The 20,593-nt window shown below is 31.6% G+C and carries 22 protein-coding genes and 1 pseudogene; 22 read left to right on the forward strand and 1 reads right to left on the reverse strand.

The features are described from left to right. Nucleotides 1-257: 257 nt before the first annotated feature. The 10 genes from AB1F57_RS07065 to AB1F57_RS07110 all read left to right on the forward strand — a co-directional run bounded on the left by AB1F57_RS07065 (nt 258) and on the right by AB1F57_RS07110 (nt 9,210). On the forward strand, nt 258-815 hold the full coding sequence (locus AB1F57_RS07065; RefSeq protein WP_167785486.1) for a hypothetical protein: 558 nt from the start codon (nt 258-260) through the stop codon (nt 813-815). Then, nucleotides 791-1,777, forward strand: coding sequence for an RNA ligase (locus AB1F57_RS07070; protein ID WP_367985536.1), 987 nt, complete (start codon nt 791-793; stop codon nt 1,775-1,777). Before AB1F57_RS07065 ends, AB1F57_RS07070 begins: the two co-directional genes overlap by 25 nt. Beyond that, nucleotides 1,767-2,492 carry a phosphotransferase gene (locus AB1F57_RS07075; RefSeq protein WP_167785488.1) on the forward strand — a complete coding sequence of 242 codons (726 nt, stop codon included), beginning with the start codon at nt 1,767-1,769 and terminating at the stop codon, nt 2,490-2,492. Before AB1F57_RS07070 ends, AB1F57_RS07075 begins: the two co-directional genes overlap by 11 nt. Then, complete coding sequence (locus AB1F57_RS07080; RefSeq protein WP_174852827.1) at nt 2,480-3,424, forward strand: ATP-binding cassette domain-containing protein; 945 nt, start codon at nt 2,480-2,482, stop codon at nt 3,422-3,424. Before AB1F57_RS07075 ends, AB1F57_RS07080 begins: the two co-directional genes overlap by 13 nt. Beyond that, complete coding sequence (locus AB1F57_RS07085; protein ID WP_367985537.1) at nt 3,421-3,945, forward strand: ABC-2 family transporter protein; 525 nt, start codon at nt 3,421-3,423, stop codon at nt 3,943-3,945. The genes AB1F57_RS07080 and AB1F57_RS07085 overlap by 4 nt, the downstream gene beginning before the upstream one ends. A gap of 274 nt (nt 3,946-4,219) precedes the next feature. Next, nucleotides 4,220-5,005 carry an ABC transporter permease gene (locus AB1F57_RS07090; RefSeq protein WP_125183809.1) on the forward strand — a complete coding sequence of 262 codons (786 nt, stop codon included), beginning with the start codon at nt 4,220-4,222 and terminating at the stop codon, nt 5,003-5,005. Between the two features lie 661 nt (nt 5,006-5,666). After that, the gene (locus AB1F57_RS07095; protein ID WP_053864731.1) at nt 5,667-6,032 is read left to right on the forward strand and encodes an SAG1252 family conjugative relaxosome accessory protein; all 366 of its coding nucleotides are present in this window, start codon (nt 5,667-5,669) and stop codon (nt 6,030-6,032) included. Then, entirely contained in the window at nt 6,032-6,397 is a 366-nt protein-coding gene (locus AB1F57_RS07100) for a MobC family plasmid mobilization relaxosome protein (protein WP_053864730.1), read from the forward strand. The genes AB1F57_RS07095 and AB1F57_RS07100 overlap by 1 nt, the downstream gene beginning before the upstream one ends. Next, nucleotides 6,384-8,252, forward strand: a complete 1,869-nt coding sequence (locus tag AB1F57_RS07105; RefSeq protein ID WP_167785491.1) for an SAG1250 family conjugative relaxase — start codon at nt 6,384-6,386, stop codon at nt 8,250-8,252. The genes AB1F57_RS07100 and AB1F57_RS07105 overlap by 14 nt, the downstream gene beginning before the upstream one ends. A 91-nt stretch (nt 8,253-8,343) precedes the next feature. Then, a complete protein-coding gene (locus AB1F57_RS07110) occupies nt 8,344-9,210 on the forward strand; it encodes a helix-turn-helix transcriptional regulator (protein ID WP_167785492.1) in 867 nt (288 codons plus the stop codon). 150 nt (nt 9,211-9,360) lie between these two features. On the opposite strand, the pseudogene AB1F57_RS07115 reads toward AB1F57_RS07110, so the two are convergent. Next, nucleotides 9,361-9,832 (reverse strand): annotated as a pseudogene (locus tag AB1F57_RS07115) (transposase); the annotation flags it as partial. A 562-nt stretch (nt 9,833-10,394) separates the two neighbouring features. Between AB1F57_RS07115 and AB1F57_RS07120 the strand changes: the two are divergent. The 12 genes from AB1F57_RS07120 to AB1F57_RS07175 all read left to right on the forward strand — a co-directional run bounded on the left by AB1F57_RS07120 (nt 10,395) and on the right by AB1F57_RS07175 (nt 20,418). After that, nucleotides 10,395-10,532, forward strand: a complete 138-nt coding sequence (locus AB1F57_RS07120) for a hypothetical protein (RefSeq protein WP_174852826.1) — start codon at nt 10,395-10,397, stop codon at nt 10,530-10,532. A 71-nt stretch (nt 10,533-10,603) separates the two neighbouring features. Continuing rightward, on the forward strand, nt 10,604-10,741 hold the full coding sequence (locus tag AB1F57_RS07125; protein ID WP_167785493.1) for a thiopeptide-type bacteriocin: 138 nt from the start codon (nt 10,604-10,606) through the stop codon (nt 10,739-10,741). Between the two features lie 123 nt (nt 10,742-10,864). Then, nucleotides 10,865-12,757 (forward strand): lantibiotic dehydratase, encoded by a 1,893-nt coding sequence (locus AB1F57_RS07130; protein ID WP_367985538.1) that lies wholly within the window; start codon nt 10,865-10,867, stop codon nt 12,755-12,757. Between the two features lie 95 nt (nt 12,758-12,852). Beyond that, complete coding sequence (locus AB1F57_RS07135) at nt 12,853-13,323, forward strand: thiopeptide-type bacteriocin biosynthesis protein (protein ID WP_367985539.1); 471 nt, start codon at nt 12,853-12,855, stop codon at nt 13,321-13,323. A 316-nt stretch (nt 13,324-13,639) separates the two neighbouring features. Beyond that, a complete protein-coding gene (locus tag AB1F57_RS07140) occupies nt 13,640-14,557 on the forward strand; it encodes a hypothetical protein (RefSeq protein WP_174852825.1) in 918 nt (305 codons plus the stop codon). A gap of 22 nt (nt 14,558-14,579) precedes the next feature. Then, nucleotides 14,580-15,011 carry a hypothetical protein gene (locus AB1F57_RS07145; protein WP_367985540.1) on the forward strand — a complete coding sequence of 144 codons (432 nt, stop codon included), beginning with the start codon at nt 14,580-14,582 and terminating at the stop codon, nt 15,009-15,011. A gap of 14 nt (nt 15,012-15,025) precedes the next feature. Then, on the forward strand, nt 15,026-15,544 hold the full coding sequence (locus tag AB1F57_RS07150) for a hypothetical protein (RefSeq protein WP_367985541.1): 519 nt from the start codon (nt 15,026-15,028) through the stop codon (nt 15,542-15,544). Continuing rightward, the gene (locus tag AB1F57_RS07155) at nt 15,529-15,789 is read left to right on the forward strand and encodes a hypothetical protein (RefSeq protein ID WP_367985542.1); all 261 of its coding nucleotides are present in this window, start codon (nt 15,529-15,531) and stop codon (nt 15,787-15,789) included. The genes AB1F57_RS07150 and AB1F57_RS07155 overlap by 16 nt, the downstream gene beginning before the upstream one ends. A 2-nt stretch (nt 15,790-15,791) precedes the next feature. Next, nucleotides 15,792-16,916: a YcaO-like family protein gene (locus AB1F57_RS07160; RefSeq protein ID WP_367985543.1), complete on the forward strand. Its 1,125-nt coding sequence runs from the start codon at nt 15,792-15,794 to the stop codon at nt 16,914-16,916. A 20-nt stretch (nt 16,917-16,936) separates the two neighbouring features. Next, the gene (locus AB1F57_RS07165) at nt 16,937-18,055 is read left to right on the forward strand and encodes a hypothetical protein (protein WP_167785499.1); all 1,119 of its coding nucleotides are present in this window, start codon (nt 16,937-16,939) and stop codon (nt 18,053-18,055) included. Beyond that, nucleotides 18,033-19,631 carry an ABC transporter ATP-binding protein gene (locus AB1F57_RS07170; protein WP_209306937.1) on the forward strand — a complete coding sequence of 533 codons (1,599 nt, stop codon included), beginning with the start codon at nt 18,033-18,035 and terminating at the stop codon, nt 19,629-19,631. Before AB1F57_RS07165 ends, AB1F57_RS07170 begins: the two co-directional genes overlap by 23 nt. A gap of 382 nt (nt 19,632-20,013) precedes the next feature. Further along, nucleotides 20,014-20,418 (forward strand): sigma-70 family RNA polymerase sigma factor, encoded by a 405-nt coding sequence (locus AB1F57_RS07175; RefSeq protein WP_167785500.1) that lies wholly within the window; start codon nt 20,014-20,016, stop codon nt 20,416-20,418. The last annotated feature ends 175 nt before the right edge of the window (nt 20,419-20,593 follow it).

Below are 20,593 nucleotides of genomic sequence, written 5' to 3' on the forward strand. Positions count from 1 at the left end.
AAAGTCTTAAAAAATAAGTATTGGATAACTGATTGAATTTAAAAATGCTATTATCGAATATTTTTGCATTCGTTATACAAAAACAATCAAATTTTAAGTGCAGAAAATACAAAAAAAATAACATTAAATACGAATTTTTTTTAAAAATAAAAAAAGTAGATAAAAACGATTGACTAAAAGATGTTTGAATGATAAAATTTCACAAGTTTATGAATTATGTGATATATTTGACTATGAAGATTTAGTAGAGTATTTAGATGGTATTAGATAACGAATGTGTAGAAAAATATGTTGATGCTGTGTTGAAGGAAATAGATAAAAAATTTTTTGAACCAATTTGTAAAGTAATTCACAATAATAATGTAGAGTTCATTTATTCTGAGGAAAAAATTGATAGCATTTCTGCGGTGACTAAGGTAAGTTCTGGTAAAATAACTGTCAAGCTTTTTCCTACAGCATTTAATGGAAACGATGACTATTTTATTGACTCTTATTTAAACTTACAACATGTAATTTGTCATGAAATTGCACATGTATTAGATATTTTAAGTGAGTACAAAATTTCAAATCAGTTTTTATATTTAACTGGTGGATTATATGACAATAATATGAACTATTTTCCAAAAGGTAAAGGTAGTTACCAAGGCACTACAAAATTGGGTCATTATAATCACTTTGAAGATTTTGCTGATAGTTTTGGTGCTGTAGTTTTTGGAGATTGTTATGATGGAGGGAAAGGAGTAGAAATCGATACTAATCGTAAGCTGTTAGTATTGAGAATTGTACAAGAGTGGATAAAGAAATTAGAGAATTAGAAGTTACAGATTATTCTGAGTTTATCGAGTTATGTAGAAATTTTATTTTTCAAGGGAAAGTGGTAGTAGATGTTTTAGATGATATTTGTTTATTTGATTATGCTAATATAAAATTTGAAGAATTACGAGAGTCAGATTTGCTTCAGTCGGTTAGAGGACTAATAATTGATACTGCAAATAATAAAATGTTAAATAAATCTATTCTTAGATTTAAAGCAATTGATGAATTAATTCCAAATATAGATAAAATAGTTGGTATTTATGAAAAAATCGATGGTTGTTTATGCTTTTCTTATAATTATAAAGGTGAAGTTTGTTGGACTGTTAGAAGGTTCTTGAGGAGCGAAATTGCTGAAAGAGTTGATAGCATAATAAGAGAAAAATATCAGGAGTTGAGAAATTATATTCTAGAAAATGAAATTGTTCTTTTTTGTGAATATGTTGGTGAATTATCTAAAATTGTAGTGCCTTATAAAAAAGAGGAAGTTGTTTTGCTAGCTGCTTATGATTTAAATCAAGATAAAAAATTAAATAGAAAAAATTTAGAAGAGATATCCCAAAAATATAATATCAAGTTAGTAAAACAATTTGATGTTACGATATATGATGTCTTGGACTCTTTAGATAGTTTGACGACCCAACTCGAAGGATACATAATCGAGTTTGAAGATGGCGAATATATGAAATTATCAAGTAGATTTTACAATTTATTATATGATTTGTTAGAATATCCAAGCTATAAACGATTTTCGTACTGTTGGGCAAAAATGAAATTGATTGGCAGATTAGGTGAATTTTATAGTTTCATATCATCTGAGAGGAATATTGAGCATCTATTTAATGAATTGGGAGATATTTATCAATCAAATTTTTTGTTACCTCAACTGTTAATAAGTTTCTGGAGAGTCATAATACTGAAGAATTATTGTTTGAAAGATTGTCGGAAGGCTTATGAAAATTGAAGTTCTAAAAAACATTATTGATAGATATAATTGTTTTATTAATGTATCCTATGATATATTAGTTGATAAGAATTCAAAAAAAGTTTTGTTACTAAGTTCGCAAAATAAGTACTACATATTAAAAATCTACAAAGTAAATAATAAACTCATACAATATAAAAATGAGTTAGAAGTCCTTAAAAATATATTTACTGAATTATTAATTGGCTATGGAAAAACAACTGTGAATTCAGGAGTTGACCAAGAAGAATATGCGTATATTCTCACAACTTACATATTTAATAATAACAATAATAATGACATCAAAAAAATAGCTTCAAGTTATTGTGATTTTATCAAAAAAGTGAACAATAATAATTTATCATTAATACCAGAAAAGGATCGAATATATGGAAAAATTGTAGAAGATTATGGTTTAATATCTCGTAATAATTGTATTATTCACGGAGATATTCATATAGGAAATATTATTTTTGGAGATAATAAAGTTTTTTTTATAGATTTTGAAAATTTATCTTATACAAATATTGCGTTTGATATTGCTGCACTTTTTGAGACATGTAATGAGCTTAATATTGCAAACGGCTATAATTTACTAGAATTTTTAAGACTTTTTAAAAGAGAAGGATTGTTTTTCTCAGTGTCGGATGTTTTATTTATTTTATTTGAGATATTCCGTTTTGAGTTTGAAGGAGATTATTTATGGAAATCGTGAGGTTAGAAAGTGTTTCGCATGCTTATCAAGTTGATAAAACTGCTTTTAAAAGCTTTTTCAAAAGAGAGAGCACTCAAAAATACGTCCTAAAGGATGTATCTTTAACACTTAACCAAGGAGATTGTGTCAGTCTAATTGGACTAAATGGTGCAGGAAAATCGACACTCATCAAGATAATGAATGGGTTAATTAGACCAACGAATGGCACTGCTTATCTTTTTGGACAGGATTCTTTCTTGTGTCGCAAACAGAATGTTCGTGAGATTGGAGTTGTTTTCGGCCAAAAAACACAATTATGGTGGGATTTGAGTCTGTTAGAATCCTTTGAAATGCTCTGCCGTATCTATGGTAATAATCCTAAAAATAATCAATGGTTGGATTATTTAATAGATTTGATGGAAGTAAGGGATTTTTGTAGTCGTCCAATTAGAGAACTTTCTTTCGGTCAGAGAATGAGAGGCGAATTTATTGCTTGTTTTCTACATAAACCAAAGATTGTATTTCTAGATGAGCCAACAGTAGGTCTTGATATTGTTTCTAAACGAATTATTGTTCATTTTTTAAGAGAAATCAATCAAACAGAGGGTACAACTATTCTTCTTGCCTCGCATGAACTTGATGATGTTGAAAAAATAACTCGCCAAATGTATCTAATAGATGGGCAGAGATTGAAATACCATGGGGCTATTTCTGATTTTAAGGAGGGGAGAAAACTTAGAAAAGTGATAATACCTAGTTTTCTTGCACAAGATGAGGCAAGAGAGTTTGCTGTCAGTATCCAGCAAAATGCTTCAATGACTGAAATGTTGATTGAAGAAGAGAAATTAGATTTACTTCAAGAGTTTGTCAAAGACCAAAAAATCAGAGATTATCATATTACAGATGCAAGTTTAGCGGATATATTATTATTGGATAAGGAGACATCAAGGTGAATGTATTAGCTTATACAATAGCAGAATTTAGGAGACGAAAATCATATAGGGTGAGTACTATTTTGACAATTCTTGGTGCCTTTTTGGTTGTAGCCATTCAGATTTCGGTTTGGACCAGTGTAGTCACTGAAAACACATCATCTCAACTCGTTCTATATGCAGTAATTTCTAGGATGATGTTCATTCTTTTTCCAGATCATCGTACCGCCTCCATTATTTCAGAGATGATTCAAAAAGGTGATGCGGCAGTCTATTTTTTAAGACCCCATAGTTTTATGGGGATGCATTTTTTTAGACAAGTAGGTTCATTTGTTTATGATTTGATTTTTGTAGTCACTCCCTTGACGTTTGCTCTTGTCTTTTATTCATTCGTTACAGGAATATCTCTTGTTCCTGAAATGGTGCTATCATTTATCATGTCGGCTCTATTAGGTCTATTGATTTCGTTTTTATTTGGCTATCTCTTAGGGCTCTTATCTATCCGTTTTAATCAGATTTTAGGTGTTTTAATCAGATTTTAGGTGTTTTAGAATTTTACGATGCCTTGTTGATGCTTTTTGGTGGATCAGTATTACCTATTAGCTTTTTTCCAGAAATGTTGCAAAAACTTATTGTTTTAACTCCTTTCTATGCTATGTTATCAGTTCCTTCATCTATTTTATCGGCTTTATTACCAGCCCAATATGTTTTACAACAATTGTGCTTACAGATGTTTTGGGTTCTCCTTCTGGCTTTATTTATTTCTATGTATCAGAAGAAGCTATTTAAAGTGATGAACTATTATGGAGGTTAGTGATGACAAGATATTTTTACTTGTATATTCATTTTATGAAACTTCAATGGAAGAGGTATATCCAATATAGAGAAGATGCCGTCATTGGAATAATAGGCTATAGCGTGAACACTGTTATCTCAATCTATGTTTTAAAAGTATTTTTAGATAATCTATCAAATTTTCCTGGATGGTCTACAAATGAGTTAGTACTCTTGTTTGGATTTGTAACAATGGCCAGAGCTGGATGGAATTTCATTTTCATCAACACCTTATTTATTGGAGATTATGTCAGAGAAGGAACATTTGATGTCTTATTACTTAGGCCAGTAAACACCCTATTACTCATCATTTTTTCAAAGATAGATTTTGAAAGTATTGGCGAGTTTTGTATTGGTCTGATAATATTTTGGATGGCACTGCTTACAGAATTTGAAACGTTATCTGCTTGGTTTATACTGAAAATCATCCTTTTACTAATAGGTAGTATTTTATGTTACGCAGCAATCCACCTCTTCGTTAACTCATTAACATTTTTTATCAAAGATGTGTATTCCATTAACTTTATTGTTTGGAGACTTGATGAAACAACTCGCTATCCAAATAGTATTTATCCTGGCTGGTTATCAAAATTATTATGGTTCATTCCATATGCATTTATTGGATATTTCCCACTGATGTCAATAACAAAATCGTTACCTCTCTTAGCAGATTTAGGGACTATTTCTGCTGGCTATATTATCTTTTTACTTGTTTATAAGATTGTTTGGAAATTTAGTATTAGTCGTTATCATAGTTATAGGCAGTAAATTTAGGGATTTATTTTGGTTAATTCGGACTATTAGGTAAAATAAGAATAGTTTATGTTAAAAGCTTGTAGGATCTATATAATTTGGAACTGTAATTCAGCTAATTCTAAGCAAAGAATTGTTAACAATCAAACATAACACTTGACTCAGAAAAGCTAGTTTCAATGTTTCGACTTTTAGCTAAACATTAGTCTCCGCTCGATTATACTTTGTTATTGGGAGGAGATACCCTTTTCAAAGGTCGTCGTAAATTAAGTACTTCGAAAAGACACTAATATTGATTCAAATGTCAAGGATATCATTAACTAAGTGAATGTGCTTCGTCGTATTCAGGGTCAATATCCACCATTATTTTTCCTAATTTTTCTTTTTGTGATACTGTTTTCAAATAATCTTCATTATTCTTATAATATTCTTAAGAAAATCAAGTCTTGATTTTCACTGGGGGAGGTGGGGGCGGAGCCACCAAGTTATCATATCGTTAGCTGTAAAAACTAGAAAGTTTTAGTCAGCTAGCGATATGATTTTTGGGATATTGTGGACACAATATCTGAGCTCGCAAAAGCCGAAAAGCGAAACGTTGAGGCTTTTAGGAAGCACCCGTATCTCATACGGTATCGGGGCTGACCCGATAGAGGCAAGTAGAGAAGGAGTATCACAAATGACAGACCACTACCGCATTATCCGCAAGGAGATCACTCTGACACCAGGGGAACTGAAGCAGATTCAGGAGCTGATGAAGCAAGAACATGCTGATCAGTTTTCGCCCTTTGTCCGTCAAAAGCTGATGAATTTAGTCGAAAGGAGGCAGTCGGTGGCTGACTGGTTTGCCCTCTGGCAGTCCCAGAAGATTGAACAAATTAGCAGGGATATTTTGAAAGTCACTACCTTGGTCGAACACACTCAACAGGTCACAGCAGAACATTTTCACATCATATTGACTTGTGTTCAGGAACTGATGGTAGAAGTTGGAAAGACGATTCCACTCAGTTCAGACTTCCGAGATAAGTATATGGGAGGTCAATGATGGAAAACCGCTATCGTACCAATCTCAAAAAAGTATTTCTAACTGATCAGGAGCTAGAAACCTTGAATAATCGGATTGCCAATAGCGAGTGTCAGAATTTCTCCGTCTACGCCAGAAAGGTTCTACTTAATCCCAATATGACCTTCTTGACGATTGATACCAGCAATTATCAGGACTTGATTTTTGAGTTGCGCCGAATTGGAAACAATATCAACCAAATTGCTCGAGCAGTTAATCAGACTAAACTCTTGACAGTAGAGCAACGTGACCACCTTCGATCTGGTATAGGTCAACTAATTATCGAACTTGATAAAGACTTTAATATTAAGTGTCAGCAATTGAGGGAGTTTTATGGTAGTCACTAAGCACTTTGCGGTGCACAGCAATAAATACCGTAAAAGTCTGATTAGGTATATCCTCAATCCAGAAAAGACAAACCAACTCAAATTGGTTTCTGATTTTGGGATGAGCAATTACTTGGACTTTCCAACCTATGAGGAGTTGGTTGAGATGTATCAGGCTAATTTTGTCAATAATGACAGGCTTTATGATTCGAGAAATGATCGACAACAAATCAAGCAAACTAAAATTCATGCCCACCATCTGATTCAGTCCTTTTCTCCGGATGATAATCTGACACCTGAGGAAATCAACCGTATTGGCTATGAGACAATAAAGGAGCTAACAGGTGGCAACTTTCGCTTTATTGTGACGACCCACACAGATAAAAACCATCTGCATAATCATATCCTCATCAATTCTATTGACCTCAACTCTGATAAGAAACTCAAATGGGATTATGCTCAGGAGAGAAACTTACGTCTGATTTCCGACTGTATTGCCAAAGAAGCGGGAGCCAAAATTATCACTTATAATCGTTACTCTCATGAAAAGTTTGTGACATATCGGAAGAGTAATCGTAAATTTGAGCTCAAGCAGCGTCTTTATTTTTTGATGGAAAATAGCAAGTCCTTTGATGAAATTTTAGAAAAAGCATCTGCCCTCAATCTACAGATTGACTTTTCTAGAAAGTATGCCAGGTTTCTGATGACGGACATGGAGATGAAGCAGGTGATTCGAGGCAATCAACTAGACAAACGTCGCCCTTATACGGAGGAATACTTTCGAGAAGAATTTGCCAAACGAGCGATTAAGAAACGTTTGGATTTTCTTCTACCTAGAGCTCAGAGCTTATCTCATCTTTTGGAAATGGCAGAGCAGATAAATTTGGTCATTTCCCTGAAGAAAAAGCATGTGACTTTTCATTTGACTGAAAATGGTCAAACCATTTCTCTAGAAAATAAGAAAATCAGCACCAAACATTTATATGATGTCGCATTCTTTGAAGACCACTTTGAAAAGAGAGAAAATACTTCAGAACTGATTCGAGAGAATCTTGTCACGGACTTTGAGGATTATTGTAGTGAAGCTGAGGAAGGGAAACTACCTTATGAAAAATTGTGGAAAGCCTATGAAGAGTTCAAGGAGAAGCGAGACCAGGTACAGGAGTTTGAAGTGGTTTTAGCCGGCCACCAAATTGACAAGTTGGTAAAGGATGGACTTTTCGTCAGAGTGAATTATGGTGTCAAAAAAGATGGCCTGGTCTTTATCTCAAACCGCCATTTGGATATTAAAGATACAGAGGCAGGTAAATCTTATCACGTCTTTATTCGTGAGACCGCTCAGTTTTTTATCTATCATAAAGAAGATTCTATGCTTAACCGCTATATGAGAGGGAGAGACTTAATTCGACAGCTAACCAATGATAGTAAGACCATTCCTAAGCGGAGACGACTAAAACTTGAAACTCTCAAACATAAAATTGACGAGATTAATCTTCTTATTGAATTGAACATAGACAATAAATCTTTTCAAGAAGTTAAGGATGAGATTATCAAAGATATTGCCCAGCTTGACCTGGCTATCACGAACTTACAGGACCATATCACCTATCTGAATAGAGTAGCGGAAGTTCTTATCAATCTAAATAATAGCGACCCAGAAAATCGCCGCTTAGCCAGATATGACTATGCTAAGATGAATTTGACCGCAGGTGCAACTTTAAGAGCAGTTGAAAGTGAACTTAGAACAAGGCAGAAGGAGTTGAATAATCGTATAGATAACTACGAATACCAGGTCAAGAAGTTGGAGAAGTTTGTTAGAATAGTGAACGATTCCATTGATATCAAAAAGGAGAAAGTAGAGAGGTTTATAGAATAATATAAAATGCATTCAAAAATATATATTATTTGAATTATTTAAGAATTATTGATAAAATAGTTTGATATAAATTAGTACGAGGAAAACAAAAATGGTAATGTTACTAGCTTCTAGAATAAAGAGCCGAAGAAAAGAATTAAAACTGTCTCAGAAAGAATTGGCTGAAGGGATTTGTAAACAGGGGCAAATTAGTAGGTTAGAAAATGGGGAATATACTCCAGGGTCAGAGCTATTATATCAGTTGGCTCAAAAATTAAATGTAAGTATGGACTATTTTTTTGATGAACAAATTTCTGATGAAAGTACTGAACTGGTTGACTTTAAAAAAATAGCGAAGAACTTTGTGTCTCAAAGAAACTACGAGTCTTTGAAATACATCTATGAATTGGAAAAAGAAAAAGCTCATCGCTTATCATTATCGGATAAAATATATTTAGAATGGATTGCCTCTTTGGTTGATTTTTATGTTTATGATAGAAAAGAGACAGCGATCGAAAAACTAGAAAAGGTACTGACATCTTTAAATAAAACAGATACCAACTATCTCCAAATTTCAAATACACTGTTTAACTTTTATTTTGAAACAGATAACTTATCTAAATTCGATTTTATTAAGGAAGAACTGAATCTTCATCTGCAAGTGTTGACCTTAAATACGATAGAGGAGTTGGAGTTATCTGTTAAATTCAGCTATAATCTAAGTCGCTATTTTTGGTTACAAGATGATATTGAATCAGCTATAAAGCAAGTAACAGCTACTATTAAACTCTGTCAGGATTATCGAACTACTTATCTATTAGCAGATTTATTTTTATTATTAGGCAATCTAAGCGAGAATTTTTCAGATAAAATTGTGGTGAGGAGCTATTTTGAGATGGCATATTTTTTATATAAAAATATAGATGAAAATAAAGAAATGGCTTTAACAGTAGAGCATTATATTGCAGAAAATTTTTAAGAGCAAATTCTACTATAGCACATATGGAGCAGTTCTAAAGAGTAGACAAACTTTTAGTGGCTCTTTTAACTTAGGTTTGTCTTTTTTCCTTACAGTTGTAAAGTGTGTGCTTAGACAAATATTTCGTAACCACGTAATAATAAGGTATAGTTAACTGAAACAAGAACATGACAAAAGTGCTTCGAGAAAAGTATTGCAATATGGTGATACTTTTCTGAGGTGTTTTTTGATGTGAACCCATGTTTTCTCAATGGGATTGTACTCAGGTGAGTAAGGAGGAAGGGGCAAAAGTCTATGTCCCTGCTCCTCGCATAAATCTCTTAGCTTATTCATCCTATGAAACCGTGCATTATCCATAATAATAACAGCTGGTTTGATCTAAAGTTGGTAGCAAGAATGTTTTGAACCAAGCTTCGAAAAAGTCACTCGTCATAGTATCTTGGTATGTCATCGGAGCTATAAGCTCACCATTTATGAGACCTGCAACCAAAGTTCGCCGCTGATACCTTCTTCTAGAGACCTGACCTTTTATTAACTGACCTTTCAAAGAGCGAGCATATTCTCGATGAAAGTATGTCTCAAACCCTGTCTCATCAATATAAACAGGAGTCAGATGGCTTACGGCAGTAACTTGAGGCTGGGATTGAAAAAGCGAAGGTAGTTATTCTCTCAAAGCTTTTGGGGAGACAAGTCGACAGCTTTCATTTTGAGTCTTTTAGAAACAGCTAAGCGATACTGACTTGATGCAGAGAAATATTTGGCCTATCTTCTAGAACACTCACCTAATGAGGAGAGGCTCGCAAAAAAGAAGATGCTAGAGGCTTAGAGTCATGGGAGGAAAAAATTAAAGAGAGTATGTAAATAGAAAATGGTTCCAGAGTCGACAAGACTTTGAAGCCTTTTTAATACACTTTATTATTGGGCGGTTACAATATTTCTAGTCCAAGGATTACAATCACGAGAAGAGTCTTCGTCTTATTCAATTTAATCTATAATTTTGTTATAAAATGTTATACAGTTATGATGAAAATTAAAGCGAAAAATTATTTTTTATATATTTGATAATCTTTTCAAGAATACAAAATTGGGTTAAAAAAAAAAAGTATAAAAAAAGTTTATATAAAATATTGACAAAATGTTTATTAAGTGTTAGAATAAGCTTACAAAATATAAAGGAGATTTATATGAAGCAATTTTTGAAAAAGATTATTGTCGTATCTTTATTGGGAGGTTTACTTTTACCGATTGGGAACAGTGGAATGAATAAGCCTAGACCAATGGGAGGAATTGACCCAGGCCCAGCTAATACTTACGTGAAATAGTATTGGTTTGAGAGAGTTTTGTGAATCATTTTTGTAAACATGTTTAAGTCTATAGATAAGGAGGTAAAGCCATGAATAAAGAATTATTTGATTCAAACGAATTGTCTGATTTTGGTTTAGAAGTTTTAGAAGTTGATTCTTCTACTGTTTTGGATGAAATGGGAGCTTCGCAAGGCCATAATTCATGTTCTCAAGTTGTTCAAATCTAACTTTTTATATATTTTTAAAGTAAAGGGAGCGTTTTACGAATGGATTCATGTTCTACGTAGTAGCGCTTCTTTTTTGTAGTTTGAAGCTCAAGAAAAGATCATTAAAGTATAGAGGAAGGAATAATGATAAGACAGAGTGATTTACCTTTTCAAACAATAAAAGAAATATATGAACAAGAATTTGACTTGAATGAAATATTTATTCAAGAAGAGTACAAGGAAATAGTAAATAAATTGCTATTAGTTAGTCCCTCATTAGTTAATAAATGCAAGGGAGAACTTGTGAATTTAGGAGAACTTTCATCAAGAAGTAAGTTCTCTTTGGCAAAATATTTAATTAGAATGTCCAGTCGATCTTCTACTTTTCAAAGTTTGAGTAAAGTTTCTGATAATGAAATAGAAAGTGATTTTATTTCTATTTCAGTGTCAATAAAATGGTTGAGGGATTTAAAAGAAAAAGTTGAAAAGCTCCAAGATAGTAGTTCGAAAATGCCCTTTATTCTCTCAAAGCACATCCGTATTTCTGAACTCTATTATTCGTCTGACTACTATTGTGAAGAGGAAGCTAAACAAAAAAATGTAAAAATTGCAGCGTCATCTACTTTAGGTAAAGTATTACAATGGATGCTTGAAAGCACCCAAGTTAGTTATTCTGATTTGTTTATGTTTGTGCTAAATTTGGTGGAACAACATGAGAAATTAACCAAGCAGCTATTAGACAGTTTAATAAAATATCGGTATATAACCTCAGCTATTACAATAAGTTCCGTATCTCCAGAAAAAATTGCTCTTCTTTCAGAAATAGCTGAATTTTCACCTAATAAAATAAAAAATAAATTGCATGGTGTAATTTCTGAGCTTCATAATCTTATGAAAGTTGAAGACTTTTCGGAAATAAATATAAATAGAATTCAGTCATTATCCTCAAAGATGTTAGAAATATCAGAAAAAAATCAACCTTTGGTAATAGATTCCTATTATAAAAATACTTACAAAAATGAGATATATGATACTAATAAAATTAAAGAAATTTTAGAAAAATTGAGGGCATTTACAATTCTTACATATGATTATCAGTTTATTGAAATATTTGAAAAAATATTTATTGAAGAATTTGGAATGTTCAATGAAGTCCCTTTGGATTTAATATTTATTAATCCAAAATTTGAGGAGAAAAAAATACATCAATTAGTACAGAATGATACTAATCTTCAAAAGAGAAGACTAGATTTTGATAAAAAAATTGCAAGGTTTATTAGTGATGCAATCGTGGAGAATAGAAGTATACATTTAGATGAATTGACTTCTATGGTTTATGATACAAAAAATGATAATATAAAAGTTTCTGTAGATGTCCGTGTTAGAAAATTTGGGGACATGGTGTATTTACCCCCGTCCTCTGTTGTTTTTCCAGCGGGAAGTTATTCAGCAAAGTACAAATATCTTTCACGTGGTTCGAATTTAGTAAAACCTTATTATATAATGGATTACTTATTAAATTATGTCCCAGATATTGGAATAAATTATATGGCTAACAAAGTTGATAATATGATATGTGTAGATAACATTGGAGACTTGAAAAAATTTTATATAGCTATGGATATGGATGGTCTGTATATCAGAAATTGCAGTGATAGTAAAAAAATATTACCAGTGTTTCAAAGTTTAGCAAAATTAGATTTTATTAATGAGTCATATATTGCACGCTTTCTTCAAAAATATACTAATACCAAAGTAGCTCCTCCGATCCATTTTTTAACAGAAAAATATGAATACTTTCCATATATACCTAGAATTGTTCATGATGATGTAGTTATTTTTAAAGAAAGTTGGAATCTATTTTGTGAAGCTAAAGAAGATGAGAATATCTTAAAATATTTATGTGATTTCATAAAAAAATATAAAATACCAGAATATGTGGCAATATTTGAAAAGGGAGATGAGTTTCCTGTTTCAACTACGAGGGAACTTGGATTGAAAATTATTACTCAAGAATTAAAGAAAAAAACTCAATAACCTTAGTTGAATATCCTGAATTATGTCATGGCGGATACTTAGAAGAGCGCATTTCGCCTTATACAATTGGTGCTAAAGATTTCAAAGAGGACATATTGGAAGTAGAAAGAATTGATAGCGAGAGGACTTCTGATTATATAACATATATTTTATTACTTTCAGACTATTCAGTTGAAACATTGTTGCTAGAGATTAGTCATTTTGCCCAAATAAATAATTTAAGATTTTTCTTTGTACGTTATTTTGAAGATGAAAAAGCTTCGATACGCTTTAGATTTCTGTCTGAGTCGCTAGAAATGGAACACAGGTTGTGGTATTTTTTTAATACATTGTTCCTAAAGAAGAAAATATATTCATTTTATAAAGCTGAATATGTACCAGAATATCATAGATATGGTAAAAAAGGAGAAATTGCTAAGGCGGAACAAATTTTTGAGTTAGATTCCGAGTTTGCTATAGCTAATTTTGGAAAGAATATACCAATAGAACATTATGCTATCTATTTAATATTAGCGACATTACTCGGTAATTATGGCAATTTTGAAGAGTGCTTTAATTTTTTTTGAACGAAATTTTTTAGAGGGAAAATTCTCGAAAAAATTAGGAAAAAATATACAAAAAAAAGAGATAGTTATAGCCGCGTTTATTTTCAAGTTAATAATAAGATACATTATCCAAATAATATTAATAAAGAGTTATCTGAATATCTATCCTTAATAAAAATAGAATATCCTCAGCCGATATCTGATTATATGGTTCTAAGCTTGATACATATGAGGATAAATAGAAATCTAGGGATTATAGATGAAAGAGAGTTTTATTATTTATCAAAGTATATAATTAGCAGGATGTTTAAACAGTCAAAATATGAGGAGGCGTAATATGGAAAAAGTTTATAGTGTATTCTTTTATCAAAAGTTTAACTGCTTATCTGTGCAAGAAAAGGGTGTTATTTTATCAATTTACGATCAATTTAAAGATATGTTCTATTTAAAAAAAGGAATTAAAGATGGGTATCATATTTCATTTAATGGTTTCTGTTCTAAAAAAGATGCAGAGATGGTTGCAAAAAATTTAGAAGAAAATATCAATATGCCTGACTTTGATGAAGATGAATATCACAGATTATTTTCTAAAATTTCTGATCCCAACTATACCGGTGTTTGTAATAAAAATAAAATTTGTATAACGGAAGAAAAGCTGCCGAAAAATTTTCAAAACATGTCGCAGTATTTACTTTACAGAGACATGTCCATTGCTTTGGATAGTATTTTTATTAACAAATATTTTGAAAAAAATAAACTACAGATTGTTTATGATTTTATTAATTTAGAATATAAAAATTATGATTCTTCTAAAATGTACAATTCCCATTTATCGCATTTGTGGGCGTATATTTCGAATTTGAATTTAGAAAATCAAATTAAATTTAAAAAATTACTAAGTGAAAAATTATCTGAAATAAATGAAAAAGAGTTGATTTTCAATCCTGAAAGTGAAATTTTAAAACAGTTTAGTGAAAGAATAAAATTTATGATTTCACAAAAAGAGATAGACTTTTTTTCTCCTTCAACACTTTCAAAAGCAACTACATCAAGGTTTGCTAGTCCTGAACACAAAAATACTATTAAATTAGCTGATGAGTATAAGTATGATAAAGATATTATTACAAATCGTTGGTTTTTAAATTTATTGTACGAGAAACTATTACTATTAAATTTTAACATTTTAGATAAGTACACATTAAACTATATTTTTGGGGTAAAAGATAGTAATTCGGGATTACTTGACAGATTTTAATATGTAAAGGAGTTTTTAATATATGTATGAATTGAATCGACGTGGTGTTTTTATTACTGAAACTGACGATAATATATATATATCAGTCGGGGAGCGTAATTATAAACTTGTATATGATGAAGAATTAAATAAAAGGTTACGTAATGTTTTACTTGATATAAAGTCAACCGGTCACTCTGACGATAAGAGTGTAATAGAATATTTTTTAAAAATTTCGGCGGTTCAGTTACCCCAGAAGTGTATGAAAAAGGAGGAGGAAAATCTATCCTTTAATGTTCTTAATACACAATTAAAAATTAGGATGCAATCATTGATAGAAAAGAGGAATTACAATCTGCAAATTGCAGAAGATTCAAACCTGTATTGCTATATTACTCGAAAAGGAATAGTATTTTCCAAATCACGGTCATTCACCCATTTTTTGGAAATTTTGACATTCTTGACATACATTTAGAATATATCCTTGAGGTGATTGAGAGGTGTTCAGGTGATAATCTTATTAAGAATATAAAACAAGAAGAAGTTGCTTTGATATCACTTGATTCATATGAGAATACGATTAAGATTTTTGAAAGTTATAACTTTAATAATTTTTTGACCAGCAATTATTTTTCAGAAATTCATTATGATTTTCAGACTTACTATCCAATGATTGTTGCCACGTATAAAAATATATGTGATACTCAAATCAAGGTTATTGGTATAACTATAGAAGATTGTATACAGAATATATTGTATATTCTTTCTTTAAATGAAACTTATGAATCTTTAATTAATATTGATTTTAAATTCCGTCCCTCACTAAGTGATTTTGAGAAACAAATTTTGGCATTTTATTTTCCAGATTTAGAGGTCTCTATTATAGAAAACAAAGGAGTACATATGTATCGAATAAAACAGATTGATGATAAATTGAATTTCTCATTCGGTCAGTTGTTCCATTATCTGATACAAAGAAAGCAGGACTTTGAATGGAAAACAACCTGAAATCAGTAATTAATAAATTTTTTCCATTTCATAATGGATCAAAACATGTACGAACGCTTGAATTATTAAATGAAAAGTTTGTAATAAAAGAGTATTTAGCACTCACAAGTGTAGATGCTAATAGACTAACTCAATATCTGTCCTACTGTACTGATATCGATGCTATAGCAATTGATGAATTAGAAGGTATAATGAAGTTATTCAAAAAAGGACGCTCTCTAATTATTTTTATAGCATCGGGGTAGTGATGGAACAAATAGGTAAAATAGAAAAATGGAGCTACTTCAAAATTGAAAGTCCAACCTCTATTGGATTCATAAATAGAAATATCTTAGAATTAGAAGGAATGTCAGAAAAACAAGATTTACTGTCAGAAGCAATTGCGTTCATAGAATATATGGAGCGTTTGTGTTCATTAGAAACAGGTAATATTGTGAACGTTTCTTTGGATGATATTTCAAAGGAGAATAGTTTATTTTTTGAAATTATGAATACTTATTTACTAAGTAATAGTACACTACAGGCTCTAGAACTCCCTTCCCTATTAAATTCTGATAAAATCATTGTCCCACACGAGTATATTTACTATGCATCAAAAATAAATAGTGATTTGATAGTTGAAAGTGGAAGTTCTAATGGTTGTGCTGTAGGTAATTCTTATAAAGATGCTGTTATTAGAGGCGGTTTAGAGGTAATTGAGCGTTCAGATTTTATGGATTTTTGGTTCAATGATGCAAAAGCAGTTGAACTAGATTTGGATATGCAGGTAAATCAGATTAGATTTCTAATTGATGAATTAGAGCGTAAAAATTACCAAGTGAGGTTTTTCTATGTCAATTGTAGAGATAATAGTTCGATAAAAACAGTATGGTGTCTGGCGGAAAGCAAAAACAATAAAAATTTTGTGTATTCTATGAGTGGATTAGCTTCAGATTTCAGTATTGAAGTAGCTGTGAGCAAGTCATTTTTTGAAATGAAAAGAACTTTGGATATTTGGAACACACCAGATTATTATAGAAAAATGAAAAACTTTACACACCCCTCCATTACGAATAACATATTGGATGATATTTTAATATATTTTTCTAATTACGAGCGTAAAAATCAGTTTTCTGTCATGTTAAATGGAATAGAGAAGGTGCGGATTACCGAAATAAAAAATCGCGAGTCGCGTCGTTGTATAAATAAGTATTTAGAATTGCTTGAGACGGTAAAAAGATATTATAAAAATATATATGTTGAAGATATGACAAATGAACCATTAGCAGACTTAGGTTTGGTGTGTACGAAAGTTTTGATTACTGGGTGTACTGACATAGAGTTTAAATCTAAAAAAAATAAGTATAATTTTAACTACCAGCCAATTGCATAATCAATATGTGGAGATATAATATGAAATATGATAAAAAAGATTTATTTTGTGACTATCTATCATTGAACAGTATATTAGAGCACGCTCAAGACTATCGCTTAAATGCACAGACATGGGTTTACTTATTTACATTAAGTAAAAATGAGCTAAATGAGTTTGATAGAGCTATTCTTACCATAAATAAAACATGTAGGATTACGAGAAATTCGTACTCGCCATATACATTACATAAACCATTTCCATCGGCACGTTCCTATTATCCAGAGCGTGTGTGGATTAGTTTAGGTAAAGGGCATTTTCTATCATACTTCGAAAATGACGATTCATATAAGGTCTATTATAATGAAGAAGCAAAGGAGGTAGAGGCGGCTTCCGTTCTTTTGTCAACAGAAGATATACAGGTTGCACATTATCGAGCTATACATAATTCTTTGATTACGTTAGAATTAGGTCATATTATTTATAATATTGAATGTATTTTCAATATTTTTGGTTTTTCAATTTTAGTGGATTCCTTAAGTATGAAACGCTACATCATAATACAAAAAGGAGAGTCAGTCGAAGATAACTTAACTTTTAAAAATTTGGTAGAAGTTAAAAGACTTTTTCAACTTAGATCTAGTGGGAGTTACAGATATAAACTAATAAACCTAGATAACGATTTTACAAATTATCAATACACGCCTGCAATAAATTTGGAAACATCCTTTAAAAAACTCTTTGCCTCCCAGCTGAAAGGAATTATACAAAGAGTTGTTCTCTATAATAATGGTGAATATTTTACTGATAGTAATGGAGAATATATAGTTCAGTTTTTCGAATTAAACAGAGAATATTATTTTGTAGATTTTAGAACGGCTTCACAATATACTTTGCTTTTAATCAAGCTACCTCCAATTCAAGACGAACTTATAGATTACATTCTATTCATGGGATATTTAGCACAAGAAATCTGTATTAATAATGCAGGTTTAGGACGTTACAATCGACCAGTCAAGCAAGTAAATTTTACCTTTTGGAAAAATATTTTAGGTGATAAATATAAGGATTTTTTGCCGTTCTACGGTGTAATAACAGGCAAAGAATCGGTATTAAGTGGAAAACGTGAGGTTGTATATGATGACGAAGAAAATAGTTGAGATTCTTTCAATTGATAAACTTAATTTGTTATTATCAGCTTTTTTAACTTTTATTGTCTCGGTTGGAGCGGTATATACCGTCTATGCAAGGACAGATATTTTGAATGAGGTGTTGTCTGGAGCTGGTCAAGTTTGGTTCAATCTTATTTGGCTTGTTCTCTGCCTAGTTGTTGTTGAAATATTGAGAGCCATGTTAAAAATTGTCAATGCCAAGTTAACTCGAAAGTGGAAATTATATCTGGGGAGCAGGATTAGTAAGAACATTGAGCGGATGCCATTTGAGAAGTTTTATCAAAAAGAAATTGGAGACCACCTGGCAATCTATACCTACCAATTAGAGGTCGTATCCGTCTACTTATTAGAGCCGATAACTGGTTTTGTTAGTTCTGTAGTCTTATCGGTCATCTCCTTGGTATTTTTAGGTTTGATTAGTTGGAAATTTGTTGTTTTTGCTGTGGTTTCAACTGTTATACTTTTTTCCATAAGTGGAAAGTTTGGGAAAAAAATCAGCGATGGATATGCTGCATTATCCGTTCGCACAGGGCAATTCTCAGGAAAATTAAAAGAATATTTATCTGCTTATGAGATATTAAAAAATTTAGGAGTGGCTGATCGGTTTTCAGAAAAAATTGGAAGAAGTCAAGAAGCTAAAGAAAATCAACAGTTTCTCATAAACAAGTATCTAGCATTTGGTGGACTAACTCTGCAAAGTGTTGAAAAACTATTTGAAATGTTAATTTTTGCCTTTACTATATTTTTGATTAGTAGAGGAGAGTTACTGATTGGTGCTATTGTTTCGGTTCCAGCTATGCTAGGGATATTTTTACAAGCTGTCGAGCAGTTGGTGGATTTGTACATGAAAATTATTGGTACAAAAGATATGCTAGATACTGTGACAGAAATCTCAGAGACGGTGGAAGAAGACTATCCAACGGTGAAGCGTTATGTTGAGTTTGAAAATGTTGGTTTCACTTATGGTTCGAAGCAGATTTTCAATCAGTTGAATTTTCAGTTCGATACTGGTGGGAAGTATGCTTTAGTTGGTAAAAGCGGAAGTGGGAAATCAACCTTGCTCAAGCTATTATTAGGACGTCTTAAACCAACAGAAGGTCGCATTTTGGTAGACGAAGAAGCATATTCACCAGAGGTAGATGTTAATTTTTCAAATCAAATTGGCTACATCAATCAATCCCTCTTCATTTTCTCAGACTCTATTCGTTACAATATTTGTCTTGGACAATCATATACAGACGAGCAACTTTGGGGAGTACTTGAAAAAGTTAAAATGGCAGATGTGGTGGCTAAATTGCCACAAGGTTTAGATGAAGTGGTAGGTGAATTTGGGGTAGACTTATCTGGCGGCGAGCAACAACGGCTTGCAATGGCACGGATTTTAATTCGAAAACACCCGATACTACTACTGGATGAAGCAACGTCTGCGATTGATGTAAAAACATCTAAGGTGATTGAACAAGAAATATTGAGCAACCCTGATCTAACTGTCATTATGATCACACACCACTTACAAGAAGAAATAAAACCATTCTTAACAGATGTTCTCAACCTTGATAAATAACAACCATATGGATATTTGAAAACAAAAAGAGGGATATTTAGATGGTAATATTTTCCATGAGACAATCATTTTTTTATTAATTTTAACATATATTGATAAATTCGCTACATATCGAATATTTTGTTTCTTCATATGTAAAGCACCTCAGTTGAATCCAGTTTAAGAACTTGATTCGATTGAGGTGCTTTATTTCTTTAATTTTTAAAGTTACTTCCACAATAATGTTGTTTGAGTAGATGTAGTTTTTCTAGAACAAAGGTGAAATCTTTTCACTCTAATATTGACGGGAGAAATCTCGAAATAATCAGTAAGTGAGAAGTAACTATGATAGGTATACGCCCCCCTCCTTTTTATGAATAAAAAAAAATAAAGGGAGGAAAAAGTGAAATATTATATCTATGTTAAAGGTAAAAAAATTCCTGTATCTAAAGAAATTTATCAAAGCTATTGGCAAGTGGTAAATCATGAAAAATATCTTAATAGGAAAGAAAGAAAATTTGGAGTACTACCATTTTCTTCACTTGAGTTTGAGGGCTTGCCACTAGAAAATATACTATCGGATGCTACTGTTGATGTAGAGAAATTAGTAGAAGCAAAACTCCTTATAGAGCAACTAAACAGTGCTTTGTTAACTTTATCTGCCAAGGAGTTTGAAATAATTGATGCTCTGTATTTTAAAGAACATACGATAAGAGAAGTAGCTATTGAGCAAGGTATGTCTACAACTAGTTTATTTCGTTTGAGAAATCGCATCTTAGATAATCTCAAAAAATTTTTTGAAAAATAGTGGAACAAGTGCTTCGAATTATCACTCTTAGAAATGAGGGAAGAATTTTAATTCCCTTGCTTGTTCATTGACAACTGAATAGACCAAGGTGGGACTTTCTTATTTGTTGAGCAGTTTAGTTTGATTCGCGAGGATATGAGCGATATTAGTCAGCTATAAAATAGGATGGTGACCT

It is taken from the genome of Streptococcus nasisuis (assembly GCF_040836615.1).
Lineage (GTDB): Bacteria > Bacillota > Bacilli > Lactobacillales > Streptococcaceae > Streptococcus > Streptococcus suis_V.

Bases quoted from the DNA above. Each gene is read 5' to 3' on its own strand.
- AB1F57_RS07065 (WP_167785486.1), top strand. From the start codon at position 258: ATGGTATTAGATAACGAATGTGTAGAAAAATATGTTGATGCTGTGTTG.
- AB1F57_RS07075 (WP_167785488.1), top strand. From the start codon at position 1,767: ATGAAAATTGAAGTTCTAAAAAACATTATTGATAGATATAATTGTTTT.
- AB1F57_RS07080 (WP_174852827.1), top strand. From the start codon at position 2,480: ATGGAAATCGTGAGGTTAGAAAGTGTTTCGCATGCTTATCAAGTTGAT.
- AB1F57_RS07090 (WP_125183809.1), top strand. From the start codon at position 4,220: ATGACAAGATATTTTTACTTGTATATTCATTTTATGAAACTTCAATGG.
- AB1F57_RS07095 (WP_053864731.1), top strand. From the start codon at position 5,667: ATGACAGACCACTACCGCATTATCCGCAAGGAGATCACTCTGACACCA.
- AB1F57_RS07100 (WP_053864730.1), top strand. From the start codon at position 6,032: ATGGAAAACCGCTATCGTACCAATCTCAAAAAAGTATTTCTAACTGAT.
- AB1F57_RS07105 (WP_167785491.1), top strand. From the start codon at position 6,384: ATGGTAGTCACTAAGCACTTTGCGGTGCACAGCAATAAATACCGTAAA.
- AB1F57_RS07110 (WP_167785492.1), top strand. From the start codon at position 8,344: ATGGTAATGTTACTAGCTTCTAGAATAAAGAGCCGAAGAAAAGAATTA.
- AB1F57_RS07120 (WP_174852826.1), top strand. From the start codon at position 10,395: ATGAAGCAATTTTTGAAAAAGATTATTGTCGTATCTTTATTGGGAGGT.
- AB1F57_RS07125 (WP_167785493.1), top strand. From the start codon at position 10,604: ATGAATAAAGAATTATTTGATTCAAACGAATTGTCTGATTTTGGTTTA.
- AB1F57_RS07130 (WP_367985538.1), top strand. From the start codon at position 10,865: ATGATAAGACAGAGTGATTTACCTTTTCAAACAATAAAAGAAATATAT.
- AB1F57_RS07140 (WP_174852825.1), top strand. From the start codon at position 13,640: ATGGAAAAAGTTTATAGTGTATTCTTTTATCAAAAGTTTAACTGCTTA.
- AB1F57_RS07145 (WP_367985540.1), top strand. From the start codon at position 14,580: ATGTATGAATTGAATCGACGTGGTGTTTTTATTACTGAAACTGACGAT.
- AB1F57_RS07155 (WP_367985542.1), top strand. From the start codon at position 15,529: ATGGAAAACAACCTGAAATCAGTAATTAATAAATTTTTTCCATTTCAT.
- AB1F57_RS07160 (WP_367985543.1), top strand. From the start codon at position 15,792: ATGGAACAAATAGGTAAAATAGAAAAATGGAGCTACTTCAAAATTGAA.
- AB1F57_RS07165 (WP_167785499.1), top strand. From the start codon at position 16,937: ATGAAATATGATAAAAAAGATTTATTTTGTGACTATCTATCATTGAAC.
- AB1F57_RS07170 (WP_209306937.1), top strand. From the start codon at position 18,033: ATGATGACGAAGAAAATAGTTGAGATTCTTTCAATTGATAAACTTAAT.